We start from the raw sequence: 19,820 nt of genomic DNA on the forward strand, positions 1-19,820 counted from the left end.
TTAAACCGACCCCTAAACCATACAAAACGACTAGTCTAAACGATCGATTAAATCTTGCGTTTTTTTGATGCCTAAACGCACAGTTCGTTGAAGGAATCGCTTGTTTCGTAAAGGATAACCTATCCTATTGATAAGAAAGAGAATAAGCGGTAAAAAAATAGCCCGGAAGGGTTGTAAGTATCGAAGAAACGCGTACCTTTGCAAATGACTAAAAGAATCGATCGTTTAGACTAGTCGTTTTCATACTCCAAATATCATTTCAATCTATTATTCATCAACTTTTATAGTATAGCATTAATTAATGTACAGGCGTACATTAATATTATATTAAACAAGTCATCCGGAATTTACGGATTGTCATTGTGACACTTTGAAAATTAAAGCCCTTGAGAATCGAATTTTCCGGGAGATTATACATACAGTTCCGTAAAACGAGAAAAAATATTCGCAAGTAGTTATTCCATAACAAGATAACGGAATATGCCCTTTCTTTCTAGCGAAAATTATTCATCCTAATTCATATTCTTAAGGCTAAAACCTGTAATTCACCCGTATGTGAAGGCTATTTCTATCGTATGCGATGGGGATTACTACCGTATGTATCACCTAACGCATACGGTTGCGTCGGCTAACGCATATATTCGCGTGGGCAAACACCACCTTTCTCACCGGAAAAGCGACCTTTTACCTATAAATAAGAGACAAAAAGGCCCTTTTCACCTATTACTTCTCTCTGGTTAGACTTCTCCAAAGAAGAGGTATGTCACACAAACAGCCTTGTTTCGCACAAACTGTCATGATTATCGCCGCTTCGCTTACCATCCATCCGCAAGGGCTACAATAGAATAATCGACATAGAAAAGCCCCGCAGGATAACTGAAGCGCACCCCAAAAGTCGCTGAGAAGACCTTGTTGGTTCCGGTATAAAAAGGCTTTCCAAGTGATTAGTTATTCACTTCCCAAGCCGTCAGTTAGCGGCTAGGTATAGCCGCCAGTTATTCACTCGACAAGCCGTCAGTTATTCACTTCAGCAGCCAATGAGAGGGCCCGTTTCTTGGTTATCAGGGCCTGTAAAGCACATGTTTCCCGTATTTTCAAAAAACACTCAAATCTCACAAAAGTGAAACTTTTGGCACACCAGCCCTGCCTCCTTTTAAAAAAAAGCGTATCTTTACCGCAAAGGATGAGATAGGATCATCCGTTTAATCATTTAATCATTTAATCATTTAAACCTATAAGCACTATGGGAAAATTTATCAATCCCTTCACCGATTTCGGCTTTCACCGGATATTCGGGCAGGAGGTACACAAGGAGTTACTAATCGATTTCCTGAACCAGTTGTTCTTCGGAGAGCACTACATTGAGGATATCACGTTCCTTAACCCGATTCAGACCCCCGAGACGCTGGATGACAGGGGAATCGTTTTTGACGTGCATTGCAAGGACAGCAACGGAAACCTATTCGTCGTTGAGATGCAAACCGGGGCACAACCCTATTTCCACGACAGGGGACTGTACTATCTGGCGAGGGCCATCAGTAACCAAGGACAAAAAGGGAAGGACTGGAAATTCGTGTTACAACCCGTATACGGGGTATTCCTACTTAATTACAAGATGGACGTGAACTCAAAGTTCCGGACCGATGTTATATTGGCGGACCGGGAAACCGGAAGGATGTTTAGCGACAGGATACGGCAAGTCTATCTCGAGCTGCCTTACTTCCAAAAAGAACCGGACGAGTGCGAGAATGATTTTGAACGTTGGATTTATTTATTGAAGCATATGGACACTTTAGAGAGAATGCCGTTCAAGGCGAAAAAGGCGGTCTTCGATAAGTTGCTGGAAGTAGCCGACGTGGCAAACCTCAGCAAGGAAGAACGCATACAATACGACGAGGCTCTGAAACGATACAGGGATTATAAGAATACGATCGATTACGCAGAGGAGAAAGGGATATTGAAAGGGAAAGAATCTACGGCCCGCAACATGAAAGCGGATGGATTATCCCACTCAATTATCCAAAAATACACTGGGCTCTCTCTTGAGGATATAGAGAAACTATAAAAATAAACTCTCCAGTCCTATTCTCGCTAACCGAATGGTTAGAAGAACAAAGGCTGGAGGGCTTGTTTAATATCTATAAGGAAAGAGATCCTTAGATTCTCTCCAATGTAGCTGTAATAAACTCCCAGATCTTCTGTACGGAATGAATATTCACTCGCTCGTCCGGTGAGTGCGGATATTCCAAATCCGGTCCGATAGAAACCATATCCATATCCGGATAAGCACCTTGGATGATACCGCATTCCAATCCGGCATGCATCACCTTCACCTCAGGTTCCTTACCAAATAAATCCAGATAGGTAGATTTCATCAAGTTCAAGATCGGGGAATTGATATTAGGCTGCCAGCCATTATAATGACCGGACTCCTCCACCTTAGCCCCTGCCAAAGCGAATACACTTTCCAGACTTGAGCAAACAGAATCCCTGCGAGACTCGGATGAGCTACGCACCAAGATTTTCACCTCGATCAACTCATCAGATGTCTTCACGATCGCCAAGTTAGAGGAAGACTCAACCGTACCCGGGAAATCATGCAACATGCTAATCACACCATTCTGGCAACCCTCGATCGCATTGATCAAATCATCCTGTATCTCCTCCGGAATCAACGTAGACGGCAATTCAACCATCTCCGCGACGAAATCGATCTTATCCTCCACACCCATATACTCCGTACGGAACATATCTTGGTAATCAGCCACTAGCTCCCAAAGAGACTCCACGTTATCACCCGGAATCGTTATCACGGCAAAAGCCTCACGAGGGATTGCGTTAGGCAAGGAACCACCCGCCACAGAAGACAAACGAGCGCCATAATCGCATACCGCCTCTTTCAAGAAACGGAAGATCAACTTATTCGCGTTCGCACGCCCTAAATGAATATCCACACCGGAATGACCACCTTTCAAGCCAGCCAAGCTAACCTTGACAGCCACGTCACCTTCCGGAATATAAGTATCCTCCTTAAATTGGAAAGAGACATTCACGTTAGCGCCACCTGCGCAACCTACGAACAACTCCCCTTCCTTCTCGGAATCACAATTCAATAAAATATCACCCTTTAAGAAATGCGGCTTCAAGCCGAAAGCGCCGTCCATTCCCTGTTCCTCATCAATCGTAAACAGGGCCTCGATCGGTCCGTGACGCAAGCTATTGTCCGCCAACACGGCCATCGCCAGAGCGGCGCCCATGCCATTGTCCGCCCCCAAAGTCGTCTCACGGGCCGTCACCCAATCACCGTCTATGTAAGCGTCGATCGGATCTTTCTCGAAATCATGCTTTACGGAAGAGTTTTTTTGGGGAACCATATCCAGATGAGACTGCAATGTCACGGTCTTACGACCTTCCATTCCGGGCGTAGCCGGCTTACGGATCAATACGTTACCCACCTCATCTTGCAGGGTTTCCAGTCCCAATCCTTTACCAAAGGATATCATAAAACGGGTTACTGCCTCCATATGTCCGGTCGGACGGGGGATTTGCGTAAGGTCATAAAAATAACCCCATACATGCTTCGGAGATAGATCTTTGATTTCTGCTGACATAGATGTTAATAATTTAGTTCAGTTCATATTTAATACATATCTTGTATTCATCACGAAACAACGACCGGAGCCTCTTTGTTCTCCCGGTTGGTGAGCGGCAAAGCCACCACGCCGAATAATCCGCACAATCCAGTCCATACCGTCTGTACCGTATGAACGACCAAGGCGAACGCCGCCGCGTCATTCTCGTTCACGCCAAAACAAACCAAGGTAGCGATCACCATGAAATGCCATGGTCCGATACCACCTTGAACAGGCACCGCCACGCCGATACTACTCATCGTAAACGTGATCAGCCCGACCACGATACCCAAGTCCTTGGTAAAGTCGAAAGCATAGAACGTAATATAAAAGTAACAGAAATAACCTCCCCAAATCAATAACGTCTCTATCACGAAACGCATCTTATGCTCCATGTACCAGATACTCTTCATACCGGTCCATACATTCTTCAACATGCCTTTGGCTTTCTGTACCAGCGTAAAGTTACTCATATAAGTGAATACAAACCAAATTACAGCGACAAAAATTATCACCGCCACGTAAATCCATATCGAATTAAACATGGATTGGAACCCTTCGAGCAAAGCCGGGTTCTTAGCGAAGAAACTCGTAAAGAAGCTTATATTAAATATGAATATCATCAAGGTTATCAAACCGACCATGATCGTATCGCTCACACGGTCGATCAATAAGGTACCTAAAAGCTTGGTAAACGAGATCTTATCGTATTTCGTGATCATGCCGCAACGCCATACCTCGCCGACACGGGGCAACACCAGATTCACGGCGTAATTACCCAGCACAGCGTAAATCACGTTACTCATCTTGAAGCGCTCGCCCAAGGAACTGATCAGCAACCCCCACCGTAAGCCACGGACGATATTGGCGAACAAGCCGAACAGTAAAGAAACCAGAATAATATCATAACGAACCCCCTCCTTGACTACTCGCCAAATCTCAGTGATATCCATTTTCCGATACAAAAACCAAAGGAGTAAACAGCCGAAGGCTAAAGGTAGAATTATCTTCAGAAACGTACGTAGAATGCTCTTAAAATCCATTAGGTATAGGGAACTTTAAATTATTTATTGTACTTTTGTGCATCCGCAAAGATAAGCATAATATTTAAAAACAAACACATTACACCGAAAAGTGGATGAGATTAGTTAAGCCAAAAAAAGCATTAGGGCAACATTTCCTAAAGGATCTGCAAATAGCACAGCGCATTGCGGACACACTCGATACTTTCAAATCCTTGCCGGTCTTGGAAATCGGACCGGGAATGGGAGTCCTTACCCAGTTCTTGCTGGAGGCGGGACATGATTTAACCGTTGTCGAGTTGGACATGGAATCCGTAGATTACCTGAACCAGAATTTCCCCGATCTGAAAGGACGTATCATCGCCGAGGATTTCCTGAAATTGGATCTCTCGAAGCTATTTCCGGGGCAGTTTTGTGTGATCGGTAATTATCCCTATAATATCTCCAGCCAGATATTCTTCAAGGTCCTCGATTATAAGGACCAGATTCCCTGCTGCTCGGGGATGTTACAAAAAGAGGTAGCGGAACGCCTAGCGGCGGGTCCCGGTAGCAAGACGTACGGAATCTTGAGCGTATTGCTCCAAGCTTGGTACGACGTGGAATACCTCTTTACCGTCAGTGAGAAAGTATTCGATCCGCCTCCAAAAGTGAAAAGCGCCGTATTGAAAATGACTCGTAACGACCGCAAGGAGCTGGGATGCGACGAGAAGTTATTCAAGACCGTAGTAAAGACCTCATTCAACCAACGAAGGAAAACGCTTCGTAATTCCATGAAACCCCTATTGGGTAAAGATTGCCCGGATTACGCCTTGCCGATATTCGACAAGCGCCCGGAACAGTTATCCGTGGAGCAATTCGTGGAACTGACCTTGATCAGCCAAAAGCATCTGGAGAAGCAGGCTGGTGATGTCCTATAATAATATAAGAGTCCAATGATCGAACTGACGAAAGATTACATCGAGAACCTGAAAAGCATCATCGAGGCCAAAGATGATGCGAAGGCACAGGAGGTACTTCATGAACTATATCCTGCCGATATAGCCGAGCTTTATCAAGAACTGAACTTGCAAGAGGCCATTTATCTCTATCTATTGATGGATGGCGACAAAGCGGCGGATGTCTTGATGGAGCTGGATGAGGAAGACCGTCATAAATTATTGAAGGAACTTCCCAATGAGCTTATCGCCAAGCGTTTCGTCGATAACATGGAAACGGATGATGCCGTTGACTTGATGCGTGAGTTGGACGAGGATACCCAAGAGGAGATCCTTTCGCATATCGAGGACGTAGAGCAGGCCGGTGATATCGTGGACTTGTTGAAATACGACGAGGACACCGCCGGCGGTTTGATGGGTACCGAGATGATCGTGGTGAACGAGAATTGGAGTATGCCCAAATGTATCGACGAGATGCGCAAGCAAGCGGAGGAGATGAGCGAGATCTATTATGTATATGTAGTGGATGACGACGAGCGCTTGAAAGGTGTGCTCCCCTTGCAGAAACTGATCACCCACCCATCTGTCTCCAAGATCAAGCACGTCATGAAAAAAGACCCGATCTCCGTTCGCGACAGCGACAGTATCGAGGAGGTTACGGAGACGATCGAGAAATACGACTTGGTAGCCTTGCCCGTAGTCGATAGTATCGGACGTCTGGTAGGACGTATCACGATCGATGACGTTATGGATGAGGTACGCGAGCAACACGAGCGTGATTACCAGTTGGCATCCGGTATCTCGCAAGACGTGGAAACCTCGGATAATGTATTCACCCAAACCGCCGCCCGCCTACCTTGGCTGCTGATCGGCATGATCGGAGGATTGGGAAACTCCGTTATCCTCGGTGGTTTCGAGAGCAGTTTCGCCACTAACCCGAAGATGGCGCTATTTATCCCGCTGATCGGTGGTACCGGTGGAAACGTAGGCATACAATCTTCCGCTATCGTGGTACAAGGCTTGGCAAACAATACCTTGAAGGAAGGGAATATCGTACCGCAAATCCTAAAAGAGTCCGTAGTCTCGTTAATCAATGCCAGCATTATCAGTCTGGTCGTGTTCATTTACAACTTCTTCATGCTGGGAGACCGGGGGATTACGGCCTCCGTATCTTTAAGCCTATTCGCCGTCGTAATGTTCGCCAGTATATTCGGCACGTTAGTTCCCATGACCTTAGATAAGATGAAGATAGATCCGGCCTTGGCGACCGGACCGTTTATCACCATTACCAACGATATTATCGGTATGATGATTTATATGTTCATTACTTCCGCGTTAGCTTGATGCCACGGGTGGGCGAACCCCGCCCCTATTATGTTAAAATAATATGTTATAGAACATATCTACGAAATAGCTGTTATCTTTGTAGCGGTTATCAAAAAAGGTAGAAAAACTATGCTAACAGAAGCATTTTACATTCTCTTCTTCTATTTCACGGGAGAGTTTATCAGCTACTTTATCGACGGTTTCATACCGGGTAGCGTAATTGGGATGGTGCTATTATTTTTAGCCCTCGCGTTCAAGAAAGTAAAACCTGAAAAGGTGAAACGTCTTTCCACGGTTCTTACCCAAAACATGGGATTATTCTTCGTTCCAGCTGGTGTAGGGCTTATGAATTCCTTCGGGATCATCTCCGAGTATTGGGCAGTCCTGCTGATCGCTTCCGTAGTAAGTACAATTTTAGTCATCGCCAGCGTAGCGTTGGTGCAACAAAAACTGGAAAAGGGAAAATAGACCATGGATAATCTGGCGCATTCCGAGATTTTCGCTCTTACCTTGGTAATTGGTACCTACCTGACTTCCTTGGCTCTTTACAAGAAAGTCCATATCAGTCTTTTGCATCCTTTGCTTACGACCATCTTCGTGATTATCGTGGTACTGGAAGTCCTAGGCATTCAATATGAGTCGTTCCAGCAAAGCAGTCATTTGATCCATTTTATGCTGGGGCCTTCCGTAGTGGCCCTTGGCTATGTGTTATATGAGCAAATCCAATATCTAAAGGGAAATGTCGTTTCGATCTTGACTTCCGTATTTGTCGGGGCCATTGTCGGAATCGTAAGCGTAATCATCATCGGTAAATTGATGGGAGCCGACCAAGCGTTGATCGCCACGCTCCAGCCGAAATCCGTCACCACCCCGATCGCTATGGGGATAGCGGAGAAAGCGGGCGGCATACCTTCACTTACCGCCGTCATCGTCGTAGCGGTAGGAATCTTTGGCAGTATAGTGGGCCCTATCGTGATGAGGGTACTGGGAATAGATAGCCATATCGCTAAAGGACTGGCGTTAGGGGCTTCCTCCCATGGAGTAGGAACAGCAGCGGCCATTCAAATCGGGGCCATCGAAGGAGCATTAAGCGGACTGGCGATTGGCTTGATGGGTATCATGACAGCGGTCTTGGTTCCGGTTATTCGGTTGATTTGCAACTATTTTTCCATATAAATACGCAAAACTTTTTGCTACTTTAGCAGGAATGTACTACTTTTGCACCCGAAAAACGTTACGGATTACTCTATAACATATATAAATAAAGAAAATAAATATGATCAATTCACAAGACATTAAGAAAGGAACTTGTATCCGTTTGGACGGAAAACTCTATTTCTGCGTCGATTTCCTTCACGTAAAACCGGGTAAAGGTAATACCATCATGCGTACCACATTGAAAGATGTTGTAAAAGGCGGTCAGATCGAGCGTCGTTTCAATATCGGTGAGAAGTTGGAAGATGTACGCGTAGAACGTCGCCCGTATCAGTTCACTTATACGGAAGGCGAGCATTATCATTTCATGAACCAAGAGACATTCGATGACGTGATCATCGACAAAAACTTGATCAACGGCGTTGATTTCATGAAAGAGGGAGAAATTGTAGACGTTGTTTCTGATGCATCTACCGATACGGTTCTTTTCGCCGACATGCCTACAAAAGTTCAATTAAAAGTTACTTATACAGAACCGGGTATTAAAGGTGACACTGCTACTAACACCTTGAAACCGGCAACCGTAGAGACTGGTGCGGAAGTTCGCGTTCCGTTGTTCATCAACGAGGGCGAGGTTATCGAGATCAATACGACTGATGGTTCTTACGTAGGCCGTATCCGCGAGTAATCCGGGTCTTGTCAAAATATACGGTTCCCGCTTGATAAGCAGGCGGGAACTATTTTTTTAACCAAATCATAAACCTTTCCCGACTATGAAAGAAAAGACAGGAAAACTTTCCATCAAGGAATGGGCCGAAGAAGACAGGCCCCGTGAGAAAATGCTTCAAAAAGGCGCTTCCGTATTAAGCGATGCCGAATTGATCGCCATACTGATCGGATCCGGCAACAATGAGGAGACGGCCGTACAACTCTCTCAACGGATACTTCACTCCGTAAACAACAATCTGAATACATTGGGTAAACGTTCCATCAAAGAATTAACTTCCGGCTTTAAAGGTATCGGAGAGGCGAAGGCGGTCACGATCTGCGCCGCTATGGAACTAGGGAAACGGCGGGAAACCTCAGAGGCGTCTCCTCAAGATGCTATCCGAAGCAGCAAAGACTCCTATCTCCTATTCCGTACCCAACTATGCGATTTACCTTATGAGGAACTCTGGATCGCTCTAACCAATCCCTTAAATAAGGTGATACAAAAGGTAAAAATCAGTCAGGGCGGAGTAAACCAGACTTCCGTGGATATCCGTTTGGTATTAAAAGCGGCGATCAACGCCTTGGCCTCCGGTATAATCCTATGCCATAATCATCCATCCGGCAGCCTCCGCCCCAGTACGCACGACGATGCCTTGACCGAGCGTATCCAAAAGGCGGCGAAGCTGATGGATATTAGGATACTGGACCATATCATCCTGTCCGATAGCGGTTATTATAGCTATGCGGATGAAGGAAGGCTGGTCCGGTGAAACAAATTCTCTTTTCCCCCGGTTTAGTATATAGAAGTATTAATGTATATTCGCGTATAAAACAAAAGAAGATGAACAACGAATTTCTCCAAACAGAAGAAGCGATCGTCGCTATGCTGAAGACGGTATACGACCCGGAAATACCCGTAAACGTATACGATCTTGGGCTTATATATAAGGTAGATATCGATGAGGAAAAAAATGTACGCATCGATATGACCCTCACCGCCCCGAACTGTCCGGCGGCCGATTTCATATTGGAAGATGTCCGTATGAAGGTAGAAGCGGTCGATGGGGTGAACAATGTAGAGGTAAACCTCGTCTTCGAGCCGGAATGGGACAAGGACATGATGACGGAGGAGGCTAAACTGGAATTAGGTTTTCTATGAAAATATATTTCGCCTCAGACGCACATCTGGGAGCCCGTTTCCACAAGGACCCTTTAGCCATCGAAAAGAAACTGGTACGTTGGCTGGATAGCATCAAGGAAGACGCTTCCGCCATTTGGTTTCTGGGAGATCTATTCGACTATTGGTACGAATACAAATACGTCGTGCCGAAAGGCCATGTACGTTTTCTGGGGAAATTGGCCGAGTTAGTGGACAGAGGCATAGAAATACATATCTTTATCGGTAACCATGACATCTGGATGTTCGACTACTTGCCGAAAGAGATAGGCGCCATCATCCATCGGGATACCTTGACAGTCGATTTATTGGGGAAACGTTTCTTCCTCGGGCATGGCGATGAGGTAGATTTCCGGAGTAAGGCATTCCGTCTGATCAGGGCCATTTTCCGAAACAAGTTCTGCCAATGGCTATACGCGGGAATACATCCCCGCTGGACGTTCGGGTTCGCTTTAGGTTGGTCGCTCAACAGCCGGAAGAGTGGACTGGAAAAGCAAGAGGCTAAAAAGTATCAAGGGGAAGACGCTGAATATATGGTTGTTTTCGCCAAGGAATATCTAAAGACGCATCCCGATATAAACTTCTTCATTTTCGGCCATCGCCACATCATGTTGGACTTGATGTTAAGCCGTACCTCCCGTATTCTCATAGCCGGGGATTGGATGCAATTCTTCTCTTATATCGTATGGGATGGCGAGAATCTGTATATGGATCAGTTTCTGGAAGAGACGGACGGACAATCTTATCCCAACACATAAGACAGCGTTGTATGATGTGCTCATACAACGCTGTCCGGATTCTCCGCTTACTTTACCGGGATATAACCAACCTTCTTCACCGTAGCTTGTCCTTCGGCAGACATCACATAATCGATGAACGGTCGCACCTTTGAGGCATTCTTCGTCTCATAGTAGTAGAACAACGGACGGACAACCGGATAGGTCTTATTCCTTGCGTTCTCCAACGAAGGCTCCACGTAGGATTTTCCGGCATCATACGATACATGGATCGGCTTCACTTCTTTATTCAAATAAGCAAGACCTACATAGCCAATGGCTCCTTTCGTCTGGCTTACGCTTTGGATAATGGCACCTGTAGCCGGCATGCTCAAGATACCGTTCATATAGTTCTTATTTTTCAACACGCTCTCCTTGAAGAACTCGTAGGTTCCGGAAGAAGTCTCGCGGGAATAGGCCACGATCTTCATATCCGCACCACCCACTTCTTTCCAATTCTTGATCTTGCCGGTAAAAATGCCTTCCAATTGCTCCCGGGTCAGATTGGATACCTTGTTGGAAGGATGCACGACAACAGCCAGAGCGTCATAGGCGATCACCTCCTCTTTCGTCTTCTTTCCGGCTTCTTGCAACTTCATGCGCTCGTCGAATTTCATCTTACGGGAAGCCATCGCTATATCCGTAGTGCCTTCCATCAAAGCGGAGATCCCCACGCCGGAGCCACCACCCGTCACCGTTATCTTAGCAGCTTTGTTCTTATTCATGAAATTCTCGGCTTCAGTCTGGGTAAGAGGCAAACAAGTATCGCTACCCTTTATCTTCTGGGCAAACACATTCGTAGCAAACAAACACGCTGCCATGGCAGCTAATAAAATCGTCTTCTTCATTACTTTGTATTTATCTTTTATTTACGATACAAAATAAATACTTCGGTATTTCAATGGGATGAAACAGATATTACAATCCTATGAATTAAAACTTATATTGAAGACGGACTGTCAATACATTATCCTTCCGGTCGTTCTCGTAGCCCTTCACGAGGTTACTTTTCTCATTGAAGTTAAACTCGTAGTAAGCTTGTAGACGGATATGTTTATTGAAATTATAGATACCGCCGATACCTATCGTGCTTTGAGCCAAATCGGTTTTTGAGGTGAAGCTATTTTCCGCCCCGACCTCATTTCCACTCACCTTCGTATTCGGATCGTAAACGTCATATTTCAATACGGCGGAGAAAGGAGAGGCACCTATATCCTGTACCAAATAAAAGAAGTAACCAAGGAAAGGGCGCTTGAACAAAGAATTTTCCGGCAAATTCTCCGGTCGGGTACTGTAGTTAGGGCTTTTACTGCTTCCGGCAATACCGGGTTGGGTACCGATCAAACCTTCCGCACGGAGAGTGGTCTTTCCTAAAGATGAAAGAAAACTAAACTGTCCATCCAAACCTAAATACTGGCGCTTCATATAAGTACCCGTCTCTCCCATATCCCTCTTAACGAAATGATTGCCACGCATCTCATACGCCTCGGTAGTCGGGTTGTAGACAAAACCATGGTAATAGGAGAAACCGGCTCCCCATTTTCCCCAGTCGCCTATCGCCTTCTCGGCACCCAGACGCCCGATGAAATCTTTCCGGCTATCCGTCTCCCGGTTGATACTGTTTCCGGCAAACAGACCGGCATCCAATCGCAAGAAACTCAATGGGCTGGTAGTCTTGGTACGTAAGGTAAGCATCGCTCCCAAGTCACGCTCATCCGGGAAGAAATACTGGATAATAGTCGCTCTCTCCGGAGATTCGAGAGAACTCGTGGAATAACAGACCTCATAACCGAAAGGACGGTTGAACACACCAGCCATCAACTGGCTACGCTTCGTCCAAGGGTCCTTGATACCGATATACAGATCACGGAAACTTACTCCCTTATCATTCACCTCGATCTGGACAGCACCTGTTCCGATCCCATCATTGTACTCGAACTTCATACGGCCCCGGCGGATACCGATCCGGTTAAACCCTTTATCCAAGTTCTCGTTCTTATCGCCCACCTTCAAGGTAGCGTCCTCCTGTCCATATTGGTATTGTCCTTGGATATAAGCGGAAACATTGAATTTGCTTAGCTTCTGGACTACCTTATCCAAGGTAGTCACTTCCGTAGCCAAGGAATCGATACGTTTTTCCACCGACTGATCCACCTCCTGCGCTCCCATACTGAATGGAAGCAGCACTAACATGAGCGCTATAACTTTTCCTAATTTCATTCCTAACTATAAAAACTATATTTGCGTCGCAAAGTTACAACGCTCCTGTTTCACACCCGTTTCACATACATTACAATCCTGTTACAGACGTCTTGCCTAATTATTCAGGGACGAATTTACATAAAATAATCGGTTCGTTCCATACATTGCACATGACTAGAATATTTGCGCGATAATTCTGGTCCATTTCGCACATTTATTGGGATATTGTGCTACCTTTGCCTCGATTATTGAAACACTATATTTATTTTTTTAATGAAGACATTAACAATCGGAGACCTAAAGGCTCGTATTCCAATCATCCAAGGTGGAATGGGCGTAGGCATCTCTCTTTCCGGCTTAGCCTCGGCCGTCGCAAATGAAGGTGGGATCGGCGTTATCTCCGCAGCCGGTCTCGGACTTTTATATAAGAAATTGTCACCCAGCAATTATACGGAAGCTGGGAATCTTGGGTTAGCGGAAGAGATCCGCAAGGCCCGGGAAAAAGCGAAAGGTATCATCGGCGTAAACGTAATGGTAGCTCTTTCCGACTTCGCTGAACTGGTGAAGACCAGTATAGCGGAAAAGGTAGACATCATTTTCAGCGGTGCTGGACTGCCTTTGGACTTGCCTTCTTTCCTCAAGAAAGATAGCGTCACCAAGCTGGTTCCCATCGTTTCCAGCGCACGTGCCGTACGTATCATCTGCGAGAAATGGAAGAATAACTATGATTATCTTCCGGATGCGGTGGTACTAGAAGGCCCGAAAGCGGGTGGACATCTGGGATATAAGGAAAACCAGTTGGAAGACCAGCATTTCTCATTGGAAGAATTATTACCTCAAGTCGTAGAGGAAGTCTCTCATTTCGAGCAGAAATACGACAAAAAGATCCCGGTAATCGCGGCAGGAGGCATTTATACGGGTGAAGATATCAAACGCATGATAGACCTTGGAGCATCAGGCGTTCAGTTAGGAACCCGGTTCGTTACCACCACGGAATGCGATGCCTCGGAAGCCTTCAAACAGACCTATATACAGGCCGAGGAGAAGGACATAGAGATCATCAAAAGTCCCGTCGGCATGCCCGGACGAGCCATCCATTGCAGTTTCCTTGAGAAAGTAAAGGCGGGAATCAAGCAACCGAAAGCTTGTCCCTTCAACTGTATCAAGACGTGCGATATATCACGCAGCCCGTATTGTATCGTCACCGCCTTATACAACGCCTTCAAAGGGAATTTCGAGAATGGATACGCTTTCGCCGGCAGTAACGCTTGGCGAGCGAATAAGATCACTTCGGTACGAGAAACCATTACCGAGTTGATGAATGAATGGAAAGCGAAATTATAAGCACAAAAAAAGCCTCCGGGAACGGGGGCTTTTTTTTATATTCGAAGGTAAGTATCTCCATTATTGCTCGGCTAACCAAGCAGCCAGCTCATCCCGGTTCGCAGCGGCATCTTGCACGCCGGCTTGGGCAGCTTGATCGAAATATTGCATAGCGGTCGTATAATCCTTCTTCATCGCATAAGCGACACCTAGGTTATTCCATGCTTCCGGCAAATTAATACCTTGCAAACGATTGATGGCCGGATCGTAAGCACCAGTCTCAATCTCAAGGGCCGCCGTATTTAATTGAGCGATCGGGTCGGTCGGATAAAGACGAACGGCAATATCGAATACCTCCTTGAACTGATCGCTACCTTTATCATAAGAATTGGCTACCAAGAACATCTCATTCAAACTTAAATATTGAGGTTTCGTCTTGATCACTTGCTTGGCCTCGTTCACGTCGAACGGACGTGCGATATAAGCCAAGGTATAATCAATACGTCTTAAAGGAGGATAGTATTTATCCAATAATATCTTATACGTCCGACCTCCGTTCAAGGCATGTAGTTTAGCCTTGCGCTTGTTTATATCTTGAATATCCAAGATCTCCAGAATCTCCTTCTTATTCGCCAAATCCGATTTCGTAACCTCTTGACGCAATCCGATCCAATCCTCACCCATCCAATTTACTTTCATCAAGGAAGGGTCCATCTTCTCCTTATCTTTCATGTAAGCGACAAAAGCCTTGGCACGACTCTCGGACAATCTCATATTATAATCGTAGCCACCTTCCGGGGAAGCGTATCCGGTAACCTTAAATTCGGTAAAGCTAAGATTCTTATCGTTACGGACTTCCGTTACAATCTTATTCACCTCATTCAGCACGGTAGCGTTATCCTTGAAATCACGTAACAATACGGACTTGCCTACCTCAAAGTTTAAATAAGCGGAATGCGTCTCGCTCCGTTGTTTCACTGGCTCTACCGGAGGAGTAACATAGCTAAGCTCATAAACGGGAGGGGCTAACGGAGGCAATACACGGCTCATCACCCCATAGATGTCATTTGAGACCTCACAAGAAGCGCATCCCGTGGTATTCTCATCCACCATCAAGGTAGCGTTTCGCATCCATCCCGCATAGGGTACGGACAATTCCACCGGAATCAATTCCGGCCCCTTCTTCGTCTGACGGATAATCAAGCTAGGAGTTTGGGGAAATTCATAACTATTGAAACCCAACTCACGGTTCAACGCCTTCATACGTGCCCGCCCGGTAATCACGATCGGGTTAAACTGGTAAGACTGCGATTTATCCACCGATTGCAATACCGGTGTCAGGATGACCATCTCTTGGGATTTCAAACGCAGATTGCTCAGATTGGTCGTAAAATTCATCATAAGCTGGCTTCCGTCCTTCTTTGCGCTTACATTCTCGAAACTAACAGTTCCTCGCACACCGTTCTGTGCCTGTAGGCTCACACCTCCGAGGAACAATAAAGCGATACATATACTCAATAAATGTCTCATATCTCTCTAGATCGTTTTTTAGTGGATAAAATAAATGATAGAAAGGGCCGCTTTCGTTACACCCCAATAGTTCGAGTTCTTGGTCTCGATCTTGGAGCCACATTCCCCGCAATTATACTTATCATAATGTACACGGGCATAACCGGCGCCGATAGCGGCTTCTATACTCCAACGCTTATTCAGTATCCATTGATGTCCCAACGTAAGTCCGCCACCGTACAAATAACCATCATAACGATGGTCCTTCAAATTAGGGAATATGCCAAAGGGTAATTTAATCCCAGCGATATTATACTGTCCGCCCAACGCATGCACGCCAATAAACGTACCGTTGAATTTCTCGCAAGTCCAATAACGCACTTCCGGCATGACAAGCCAATGCTTCAGTTTCTTACCGTCATTGAACTTGAAAGGATTATATCCCGCCGAGACATCCAATGTAACCTTTTTGCTTAAGCCCACCTCGAATCCTAAGTTCGGAGTCGTAGTCGCATCGTAGAGAAGATTGTTCTTCAACGCGAAATGCTGTGCGCTCATAGATAAGGAAAATAACAATGCTAATCCAAGTAAAAATGCTTTCTTCATTTCTTATAAGCTTAATGATTTGAAGAAGAAACAGGAATAAACGGGTTTTAGTTTTCGATAAGCGTTAATAAGATATGATCATTAAATTTAATTATATTAATAGTAAAGGGAATGCGGAAGGCGCTTTTATCGCTTATCCACATTCCCTTTAACTTACTTATAAATATACGATTACTGCTTGATGTCGCCTAATTCGACCAGCTTATTGACAATCGCATAGATCGTAAGACCGCTAGCACTATGAATTTGAAGTTTCCGAGCGATATTACGGCGGTGGGTGATGACCGTATGCGTAGAAAGAAACAAACGATCCGCTATCTCCCGGTTTGTCATTCCCTTCACGACGCAGACTACGATCTCTTTTTCCCTCGAGCTTAACGATTGTTGCTCGTCATCCCCTTCCGGCTCGTCATCCGGAAGTACCTCGGCGTTCAACCGTTCCAATTTGTGCTTGATCTCATCAGCGCTATCGTATATGTTAATTTGTTCATCATAAGAACGCAATAACACACTGTCTGAGACAGAATATAATAAAGCGATACATTTCATCTCGGCACAGCCGCTTTCCTCCTTCAAATGCTGCAACGTGAAATAGCCGGGCAAAGCCGGATTCACGATCAACACATCCGGTTTGTGCATACGAAGCGAGTCGAAAAGAGATTCCACCGAATGAATCTCCACCATCTGGATACGGAAACCCGGTAACCGTTTCAACAGGTTCTCCAGTCCGCTCCTTATGATAACAGAAGGTTCGGCTATCGCAATCTTTAGATTTGTACTCATCGATTCATGCTTATAATTGTTTTTCCAAAGCCAATATGGCCGGTACAAACAAATAATCCTCCACACGGGTATGTGAAGCCAAGTCTTCCTCCGTGGCAAAAATATCGAACAAGACACTATTCAGCATATTCGTACCCGCTCCCGGATAGTATTTGATCAGGATATTTTTCAACTCCGTGATCTTCATCTCGATCTGATCATGACGCTTGCGGAAGATCGTAATATTGTATTTCGGATCTCTCTTTCCTTCCAACAAATTACGGACATAAGGGAAAACAGCACGTTCCTCATAAGACATATGTTTATTTACCTCCTCCGCATACTCATCGAAAAACTTCGTGATCACAAAAGCGACATCCTCCGGGCACCCGGATATAGCGTCTACCAATTTACGACGGATATGTGGCAAGCGGAAGTTCAAGAAGTAATCATGGGCATTATGCAAATAGCGGATCAAGTTCTCGATCGACAGGCATTTGCTGATATTCTCGACAGGCGTATTCACTTCCTCGACCAAGAAATTCACGACCGTCAGGAAAGTACAAGCATCCACCCCATTCTGCCGGCAAACCTCCCCGATATTCTTCTCTCCGAACCCGAGCGCTATACCAAAACGGCTCATGACTAAAACCATCGGATAGTTCTCGCAGATCAGATCACTCATTTTATCGGTTTCCCGGTACATTCCATTTTTATACATAGGCTTCTTTCTAACTTGTCTTGGTGTTTGAATAGCCAAATATACTCCTTTTTCTTCCATATCTCGTACATTTATTATTATTTCACAAAGGCTTAAAGGACGACTCCGTCGGCACGACCGCTATACACTCAGTCTCTATCAACCATCCGGGACGGCAAACGGGGGCCAAGACTATCAAATGTGGCAAATCCGGGTAATGCGCCTCAAAATACTTCTTAACCACCGCATAATCAGCCATATCTCTCAAATAGGTGATCGCCTGCGTAATATCACGAGTAGTAGCGTCCGCCTCTTTCAGCAACACGCTGATATTTTCCATCATCCGCTCGGTTTGTTTTACGATATCGCCCGGATAGACAATCTCTCCCCGGTTATCTATACTCGCCGTACCCGAGATGAAGACCTGTTTACGATCCCCATACGTAACAGCCGTACCCCGCTCGAAGGTTACTCCATATTCATAAGTAGGATTCAAGTGCGTGGGAGCGTAAAGGAACTGAATCTGTCCCGGCTCCAACCCATCCACCGCATAACTGTCCATCTGTACCAACACCGAGGGATCGGCATGACGTCCCTCGATACCCGTACTAGCGATATAATGCGTCTTCTCCGTAAGATTCTGCGTGATAAAAACTTCTTTCCGGGCTTTCACCACACCGGCGTAATTCACGTCTACGTTTTGCACAAAGAACCAAGTACGGACACAATGAGAGGCCAACGTACAACGCTGCCCCATCAATTGCATCACATAGTCATTCAATAAAAGCCGGATCTGGTATTCCGAATTGGCCGCCTTATTGAAGGCACCTCCCCCCCAGAGGTGCCTATAACCGTTATGCGACGCTTCCAGTAAACCGGAATCGTACGTTTGTACCGACATGCCCGTTTGCAAATAAGTCCACATAGCGATCTTTGTTCCATTCAAAGGCGGTTGCTGCACGATAGAGAGCGGACAAAAGGCGCTCTCGCACTCCCACTCCATCACGCTATCCGTCTGATTAGCCGCGTCACTTAAAAAATAACGGCGGAAAACGGCGGTAGCGTCATTCGATAGCTCTTCCTTCACGACAGTCACATAAACCCGCAAAAGGTTTTGCAATTGCTCCACGAAAGACAAACAAGGGTCTGTAATCGATACCATCACCTGATATTCCGTTGTTCCACCTTTGCCCGTGAATGAAGAGATCTGAACCTCTACCGCTTTATCCGTATCTATTTTTCTCGTATAATTCATCATTTTCTTTCTTATCAATTATCCAATGCCCCTCCTAAGATCCAACCTTGGATCAAAGCAAGGACCTCCTGTTTCCCGGAACTATTGAACATATCCTTATGTACCGGATTATCCTCCAATATATCCAGCAAGAAACTATCGTTTATATCACCCGGGGTCACGTAGTTCTTACCCTCTTCCGAAAGGGGCGCCTTGACATTCACTAAGGATTTATAGGCTACATCGTCCCTAAGATCCAGCTGACCGGCCAATCCCGATCCCCCGCCATGACAAGACAGGCAATTCAAGTCGAACACCTGCGCTTGTACACGTTTGAAGCTCGCTAAATCCAATTCGCCCACAGACAAATCAAGCGGTTCGTCCGAATCATCCACCGGAGACGTATAATAGGAGTAAACCAACCGCAATCCCCTACTAATCACAGCGACCTCTATACTCCTCGTATCCGGAGTGACATTATTCAATCGGAGTTTTAGTCTTTTGCCGTCTTCCGCCGGCTTACTGATACGCTGGGTTTGCAAAGGTTTCGACTTATCCTCGCCAAAAGCGCATAACGAGAGCATATTCTCCTTCGGCCAAGCTTTCAGGCCAGTGAAAGAAAGTGACACGGTAGCGGTTCGCCCGGAATCAACCGTCTCATCCGGATAAATCTTACCCTCATCACAACCCAGCCCGAATAACAGGAATAAGGCATACATTATATATAGACTATATAGTTTCATACCCAAA

Annotated in this window: 20 protein-coding genes; 10 read left to right on the forward strand and 10 right to left on the reverse strand. The window is 45.6% G+C overall.

Features of this window, described 5'->3' with window-relative positions:
- Positions 1–1,243 precede the first annotated feature (1,243 nt).
- Positions 1,244–2,065 carry an Rpn family recombination-promoting nuclease/putative transposase gene (locus ACESPU_RS12145; protein ID WP_022192533.1) on the forward strand — a complete coding sequence of 274 codons (822 nt, stop codon included), beginning with the start codon at positions 1,244–1,246 and terminating at the stop codon, positions 2,063–2,065.
- A gap of 91 nt (positions 2,066–2,156) precedes the next feature.
- Here the strand turns inward: ACESPU_RS12145 and ACESPU_RS12150 are convergent, their stop codons facing one another.
- Entirely contained in the window at positions 2,157–3,611 is a 1,455-nt protein-coding gene (locus ACESPU_RS12150) for an aminoacyl-histidine dipeptidase (RefSeq protein ID WP_005866769.1), read from the reverse strand.
- Between the two features lie 50 nt (positions 3,612–3,661).
- Entirely contained in the window at positions 3,662–4,675 is a 1,014-nt protein-coding gene (locus ACESPU_RS12155) for a lysylphosphatidylglycerol synthase transmembrane domain-containing protein (protein ID WP_057326028.1), read from the reverse strand.
- 95 nt (positions 4,676–4,770) lie between these two features.
- On the opposite strand from ACESPU_RS12155, the gene rsmA reads away from it, so the two are divergent.
- The 8 genes from rsmA (at position 4,771) to ACESPU_RS12195 (ending at position 10,716) form a co-directional block, all read left to right on the forward strand.
- Entirely contained in the window at positions 4,771–5,571 is an 801-nt protein-coding gene (rsmA, locus tag ACESPU_RS12160) for a 16S rRNA (adenine(1518)-N(6)/adenine(1519)-N(6))-dimethyltransferase RsmA (protein ID WP_005861207.1), read from the forward strand.
- A 15-nt stretch (positions 5,572–5,586) separates the two neighbouring features.
- Positions 5,587–6,933 carry a magnesium transporter gene (gene mgtE, locus ACESPU_RS12165; protein WP_005861206.1) on the forward strand — a complete coding sequence of 449 codons (1,347 nt, stop codon included), beginning with the start codon at positions 5,587–5,589 and terminating at the stop codon, positions 6,931–6,933.
- A 111-nt stretch (positions 6,934–7,044) separates the two neighbouring features.
- On the forward strand, positions 7,045–7,383 hold the full coding sequence (locus ACESPU_RS12170) for a CidA/LrgA family protein (RefSeq protein ID WP_005861203.1): 339 nt from the start codon (positions 7,045–7,047) through the stop codon (positions 7,381–7,383).
- A gap of 3 nt (positions 7,384–7,386) precedes the next feature.
- Positions 7,387–8,091, forward strand: coding sequence for an LrgB family protein (locus tag ACESPU_RS12175; protein ID WP_005861201.1), 705 nt, complete (start codon positions 7,387–7,389; stop codon positions 8,089–8,091).
- A gap of 100 nt (positions 8,092–8,191) precedes the next feature.
- Entirely contained in the window at positions 8,192–8,758 is a 567-nt protein-coding gene (gene efp / locus ACESPU_RS12180; protein WP_005861200.1) for an elongation factor P, read from the forward strand.
- An 85-nt stretch (positions 8,759–8,843) separates the two neighbouring features.
- Positions 8,844–9,551: a DNA repair protein RadC gene (radC, locus tag ACESPU_RS12185; RefSeq protein WP_005866762.1), complete on the forward strand. Its 708-nt coding sequence runs from the start codon at positions 8,844–8,846 to the stop codon at positions 9,549–9,551.
- Positions 9,552–9,622: 71 nt separating this feature from the next.
- Positions 9,623–9,940 carry a metal-sulfur cluster assembly factor gene (locus ACESPU_RS12190; RefSeq protein ID WP_005861198.1) on the forward strand — a complete coding sequence of 106 codons (318 nt, stop codon included), beginning with the start codon at positions 9,623–9,625 and terminating at the stop codon, positions 9,938–9,940.
- A complete protein-coding gene (locus ACESPU_RS12195; RefSeq protein WP_373133386.1) occupies positions 9,937–10,716 on the forward strand; it encodes a UDP-2,3-diacylglucosamine diphosphatase in 780 nt (259 codons plus the stop codon). Before ACESPU_RS12190 ends, ACESPU_RS12195 begins: the two co-directional genes overlap by 4 nt.
- Before the next feature lie 47 nt (positions 10,717–10,763).
- Here ACESPU_RS12195 and ACESPU_RS12200 read toward each other — a convergent pair whose 3' ends face one another.
- The gene (locus ACESPU_RS12200) at positions 10,764–11,582 is read right to left on the reverse strand and encodes a PstS family phosphate ABC transporter substrate-binding protein (protein WP_005861193.1); all 819 of its coding nucleotides are present in this window, start codon (positions 11,580–11,582) and stop codon (positions 10,764–10,766) included.
- A gap of 85 nt (positions 11,583–11,667) precedes the next feature.
- Positions 11,668–12,954 carry a hypothetical protein gene (locus ACESPU_RS12205; protein WP_129984396.1) on the reverse strand — a complete coding sequence of 429 codons (1,287 nt, stop codon included), beginning with the start codon at positions 12,952–12,954 and terminating at the stop codon, positions 11,668–11,670.
- A gap of 255 nt (positions 12,955–13,209) precedes the next feature.
- Between ACESPU_RS12205 and ACESPU_RS12210 the strand changes: the two genes are divergently transcribed.
- On the forward strand, positions 13,210–14,280 hold the full coding sequence (locus tag ACESPU_RS12210) for a nitronate monooxygenase family protein (protein ID WP_005861189.1): 1,071 nt from the start codon (positions 13,210–13,212) through the stop codon (positions 14,278–14,280).
- A gap of 60 nt (positions 14,281–14,340) precedes the next feature.
- Here ACESPU_RS12210 and ACESPU_RS12215 read toward each other — a convergent pair whose 3' ends face one another.
- The 6 genes from ACESPU_RS12215 to ACESPU_RS12240 all read right to left on the reverse strand — a co-directional run bounded on the left by ACESPU_RS12215 (position 14,341) and on the right by ACESPU_RS12240 (position 19,813).
- Positions 14,341–15,789: a DUF3868 domain-containing protein gene (locus ACESPU_RS12215; RefSeq protein ID WP_217772372.1), complete on the reverse strand. Its 1,449-nt coding sequence runs from the start codon at positions 15,787–15,789 to the stop codon at positions 14,341–14,343.
- 18 nt (positions 15,790–15,807) lie between these two features.
- On the reverse strand, positions 15,808–16,374 hold the full coding sequence (locus tag ACESPU_RS12220; RefSeq protein ID WP_005861186.1) for a DUF3575 domain-containing protein: 567 nt from the start codon (positions 16,372–16,374) through the stop codon (positions 15,808–15,810).
- 171 nt (positions 16,375–16,545) lie between these two features.
- Complete coding sequence (locus ACESPU_RS12225) at positions 16,546–17,157, reverse strand: response regulator transcription factor (RefSeq protein ID WP_005866756.1); 612 nt, start codon at positions 17,155–17,157, stop codon at positions 16,546–16,548.
- 10 nt (positions 17,158–17,167) lie between these two features.
- Positions 17,168–17,857 carry a hemerythrin domain-containing protein gene (locus ACESPU_RS12230; protein WP_010185248.1) on the reverse strand — a complete coding sequence of 230 codons (690 nt, stop codon included), beginning with the start codon at positions 17,855–17,857 and terminating at the stop codon, positions 17,168–17,170.
- 82 nt (positions 17,858–17,939) lie between these two features.
- Positions 17,940–19,094 carry a Rid family hydrolase gene (locus ACESPU_RS12235; protein WP_008778471.1) on the reverse strand — a complete coding sequence of 385 codons (1,155 nt, stop codon included), beginning with the start codon at positions 19,092–19,094 and terminating at the stop codon, positions 17,940–17,942.
- A gap of 11 nt (positions 19,095–19,105) precedes the next feature.
- The gene (locus ACESPU_RS12240; RefSeq protein WP_005866753.1) at positions 19,106–19,813 is read right to left on the reverse strand and encodes a hypothetical protein; all 708 of its coding nucleotides are present in this window, start codon (positions 19,811–19,813) and stop codon (positions 19,106–19,108) included.
- Positions 19,814–19,820 lie beyond the last annotated feature (7 nt).

The organism is Parabacteroides sp. 20_3, from assembly GCF_964238835.1.
GTDB classification, from domain to species: Bacteria; Bacteroidota; Bacteroidia; order Bacteroidales; family Tannerellaceae; genus Parabacteroides; species Parabacteroides distasonis.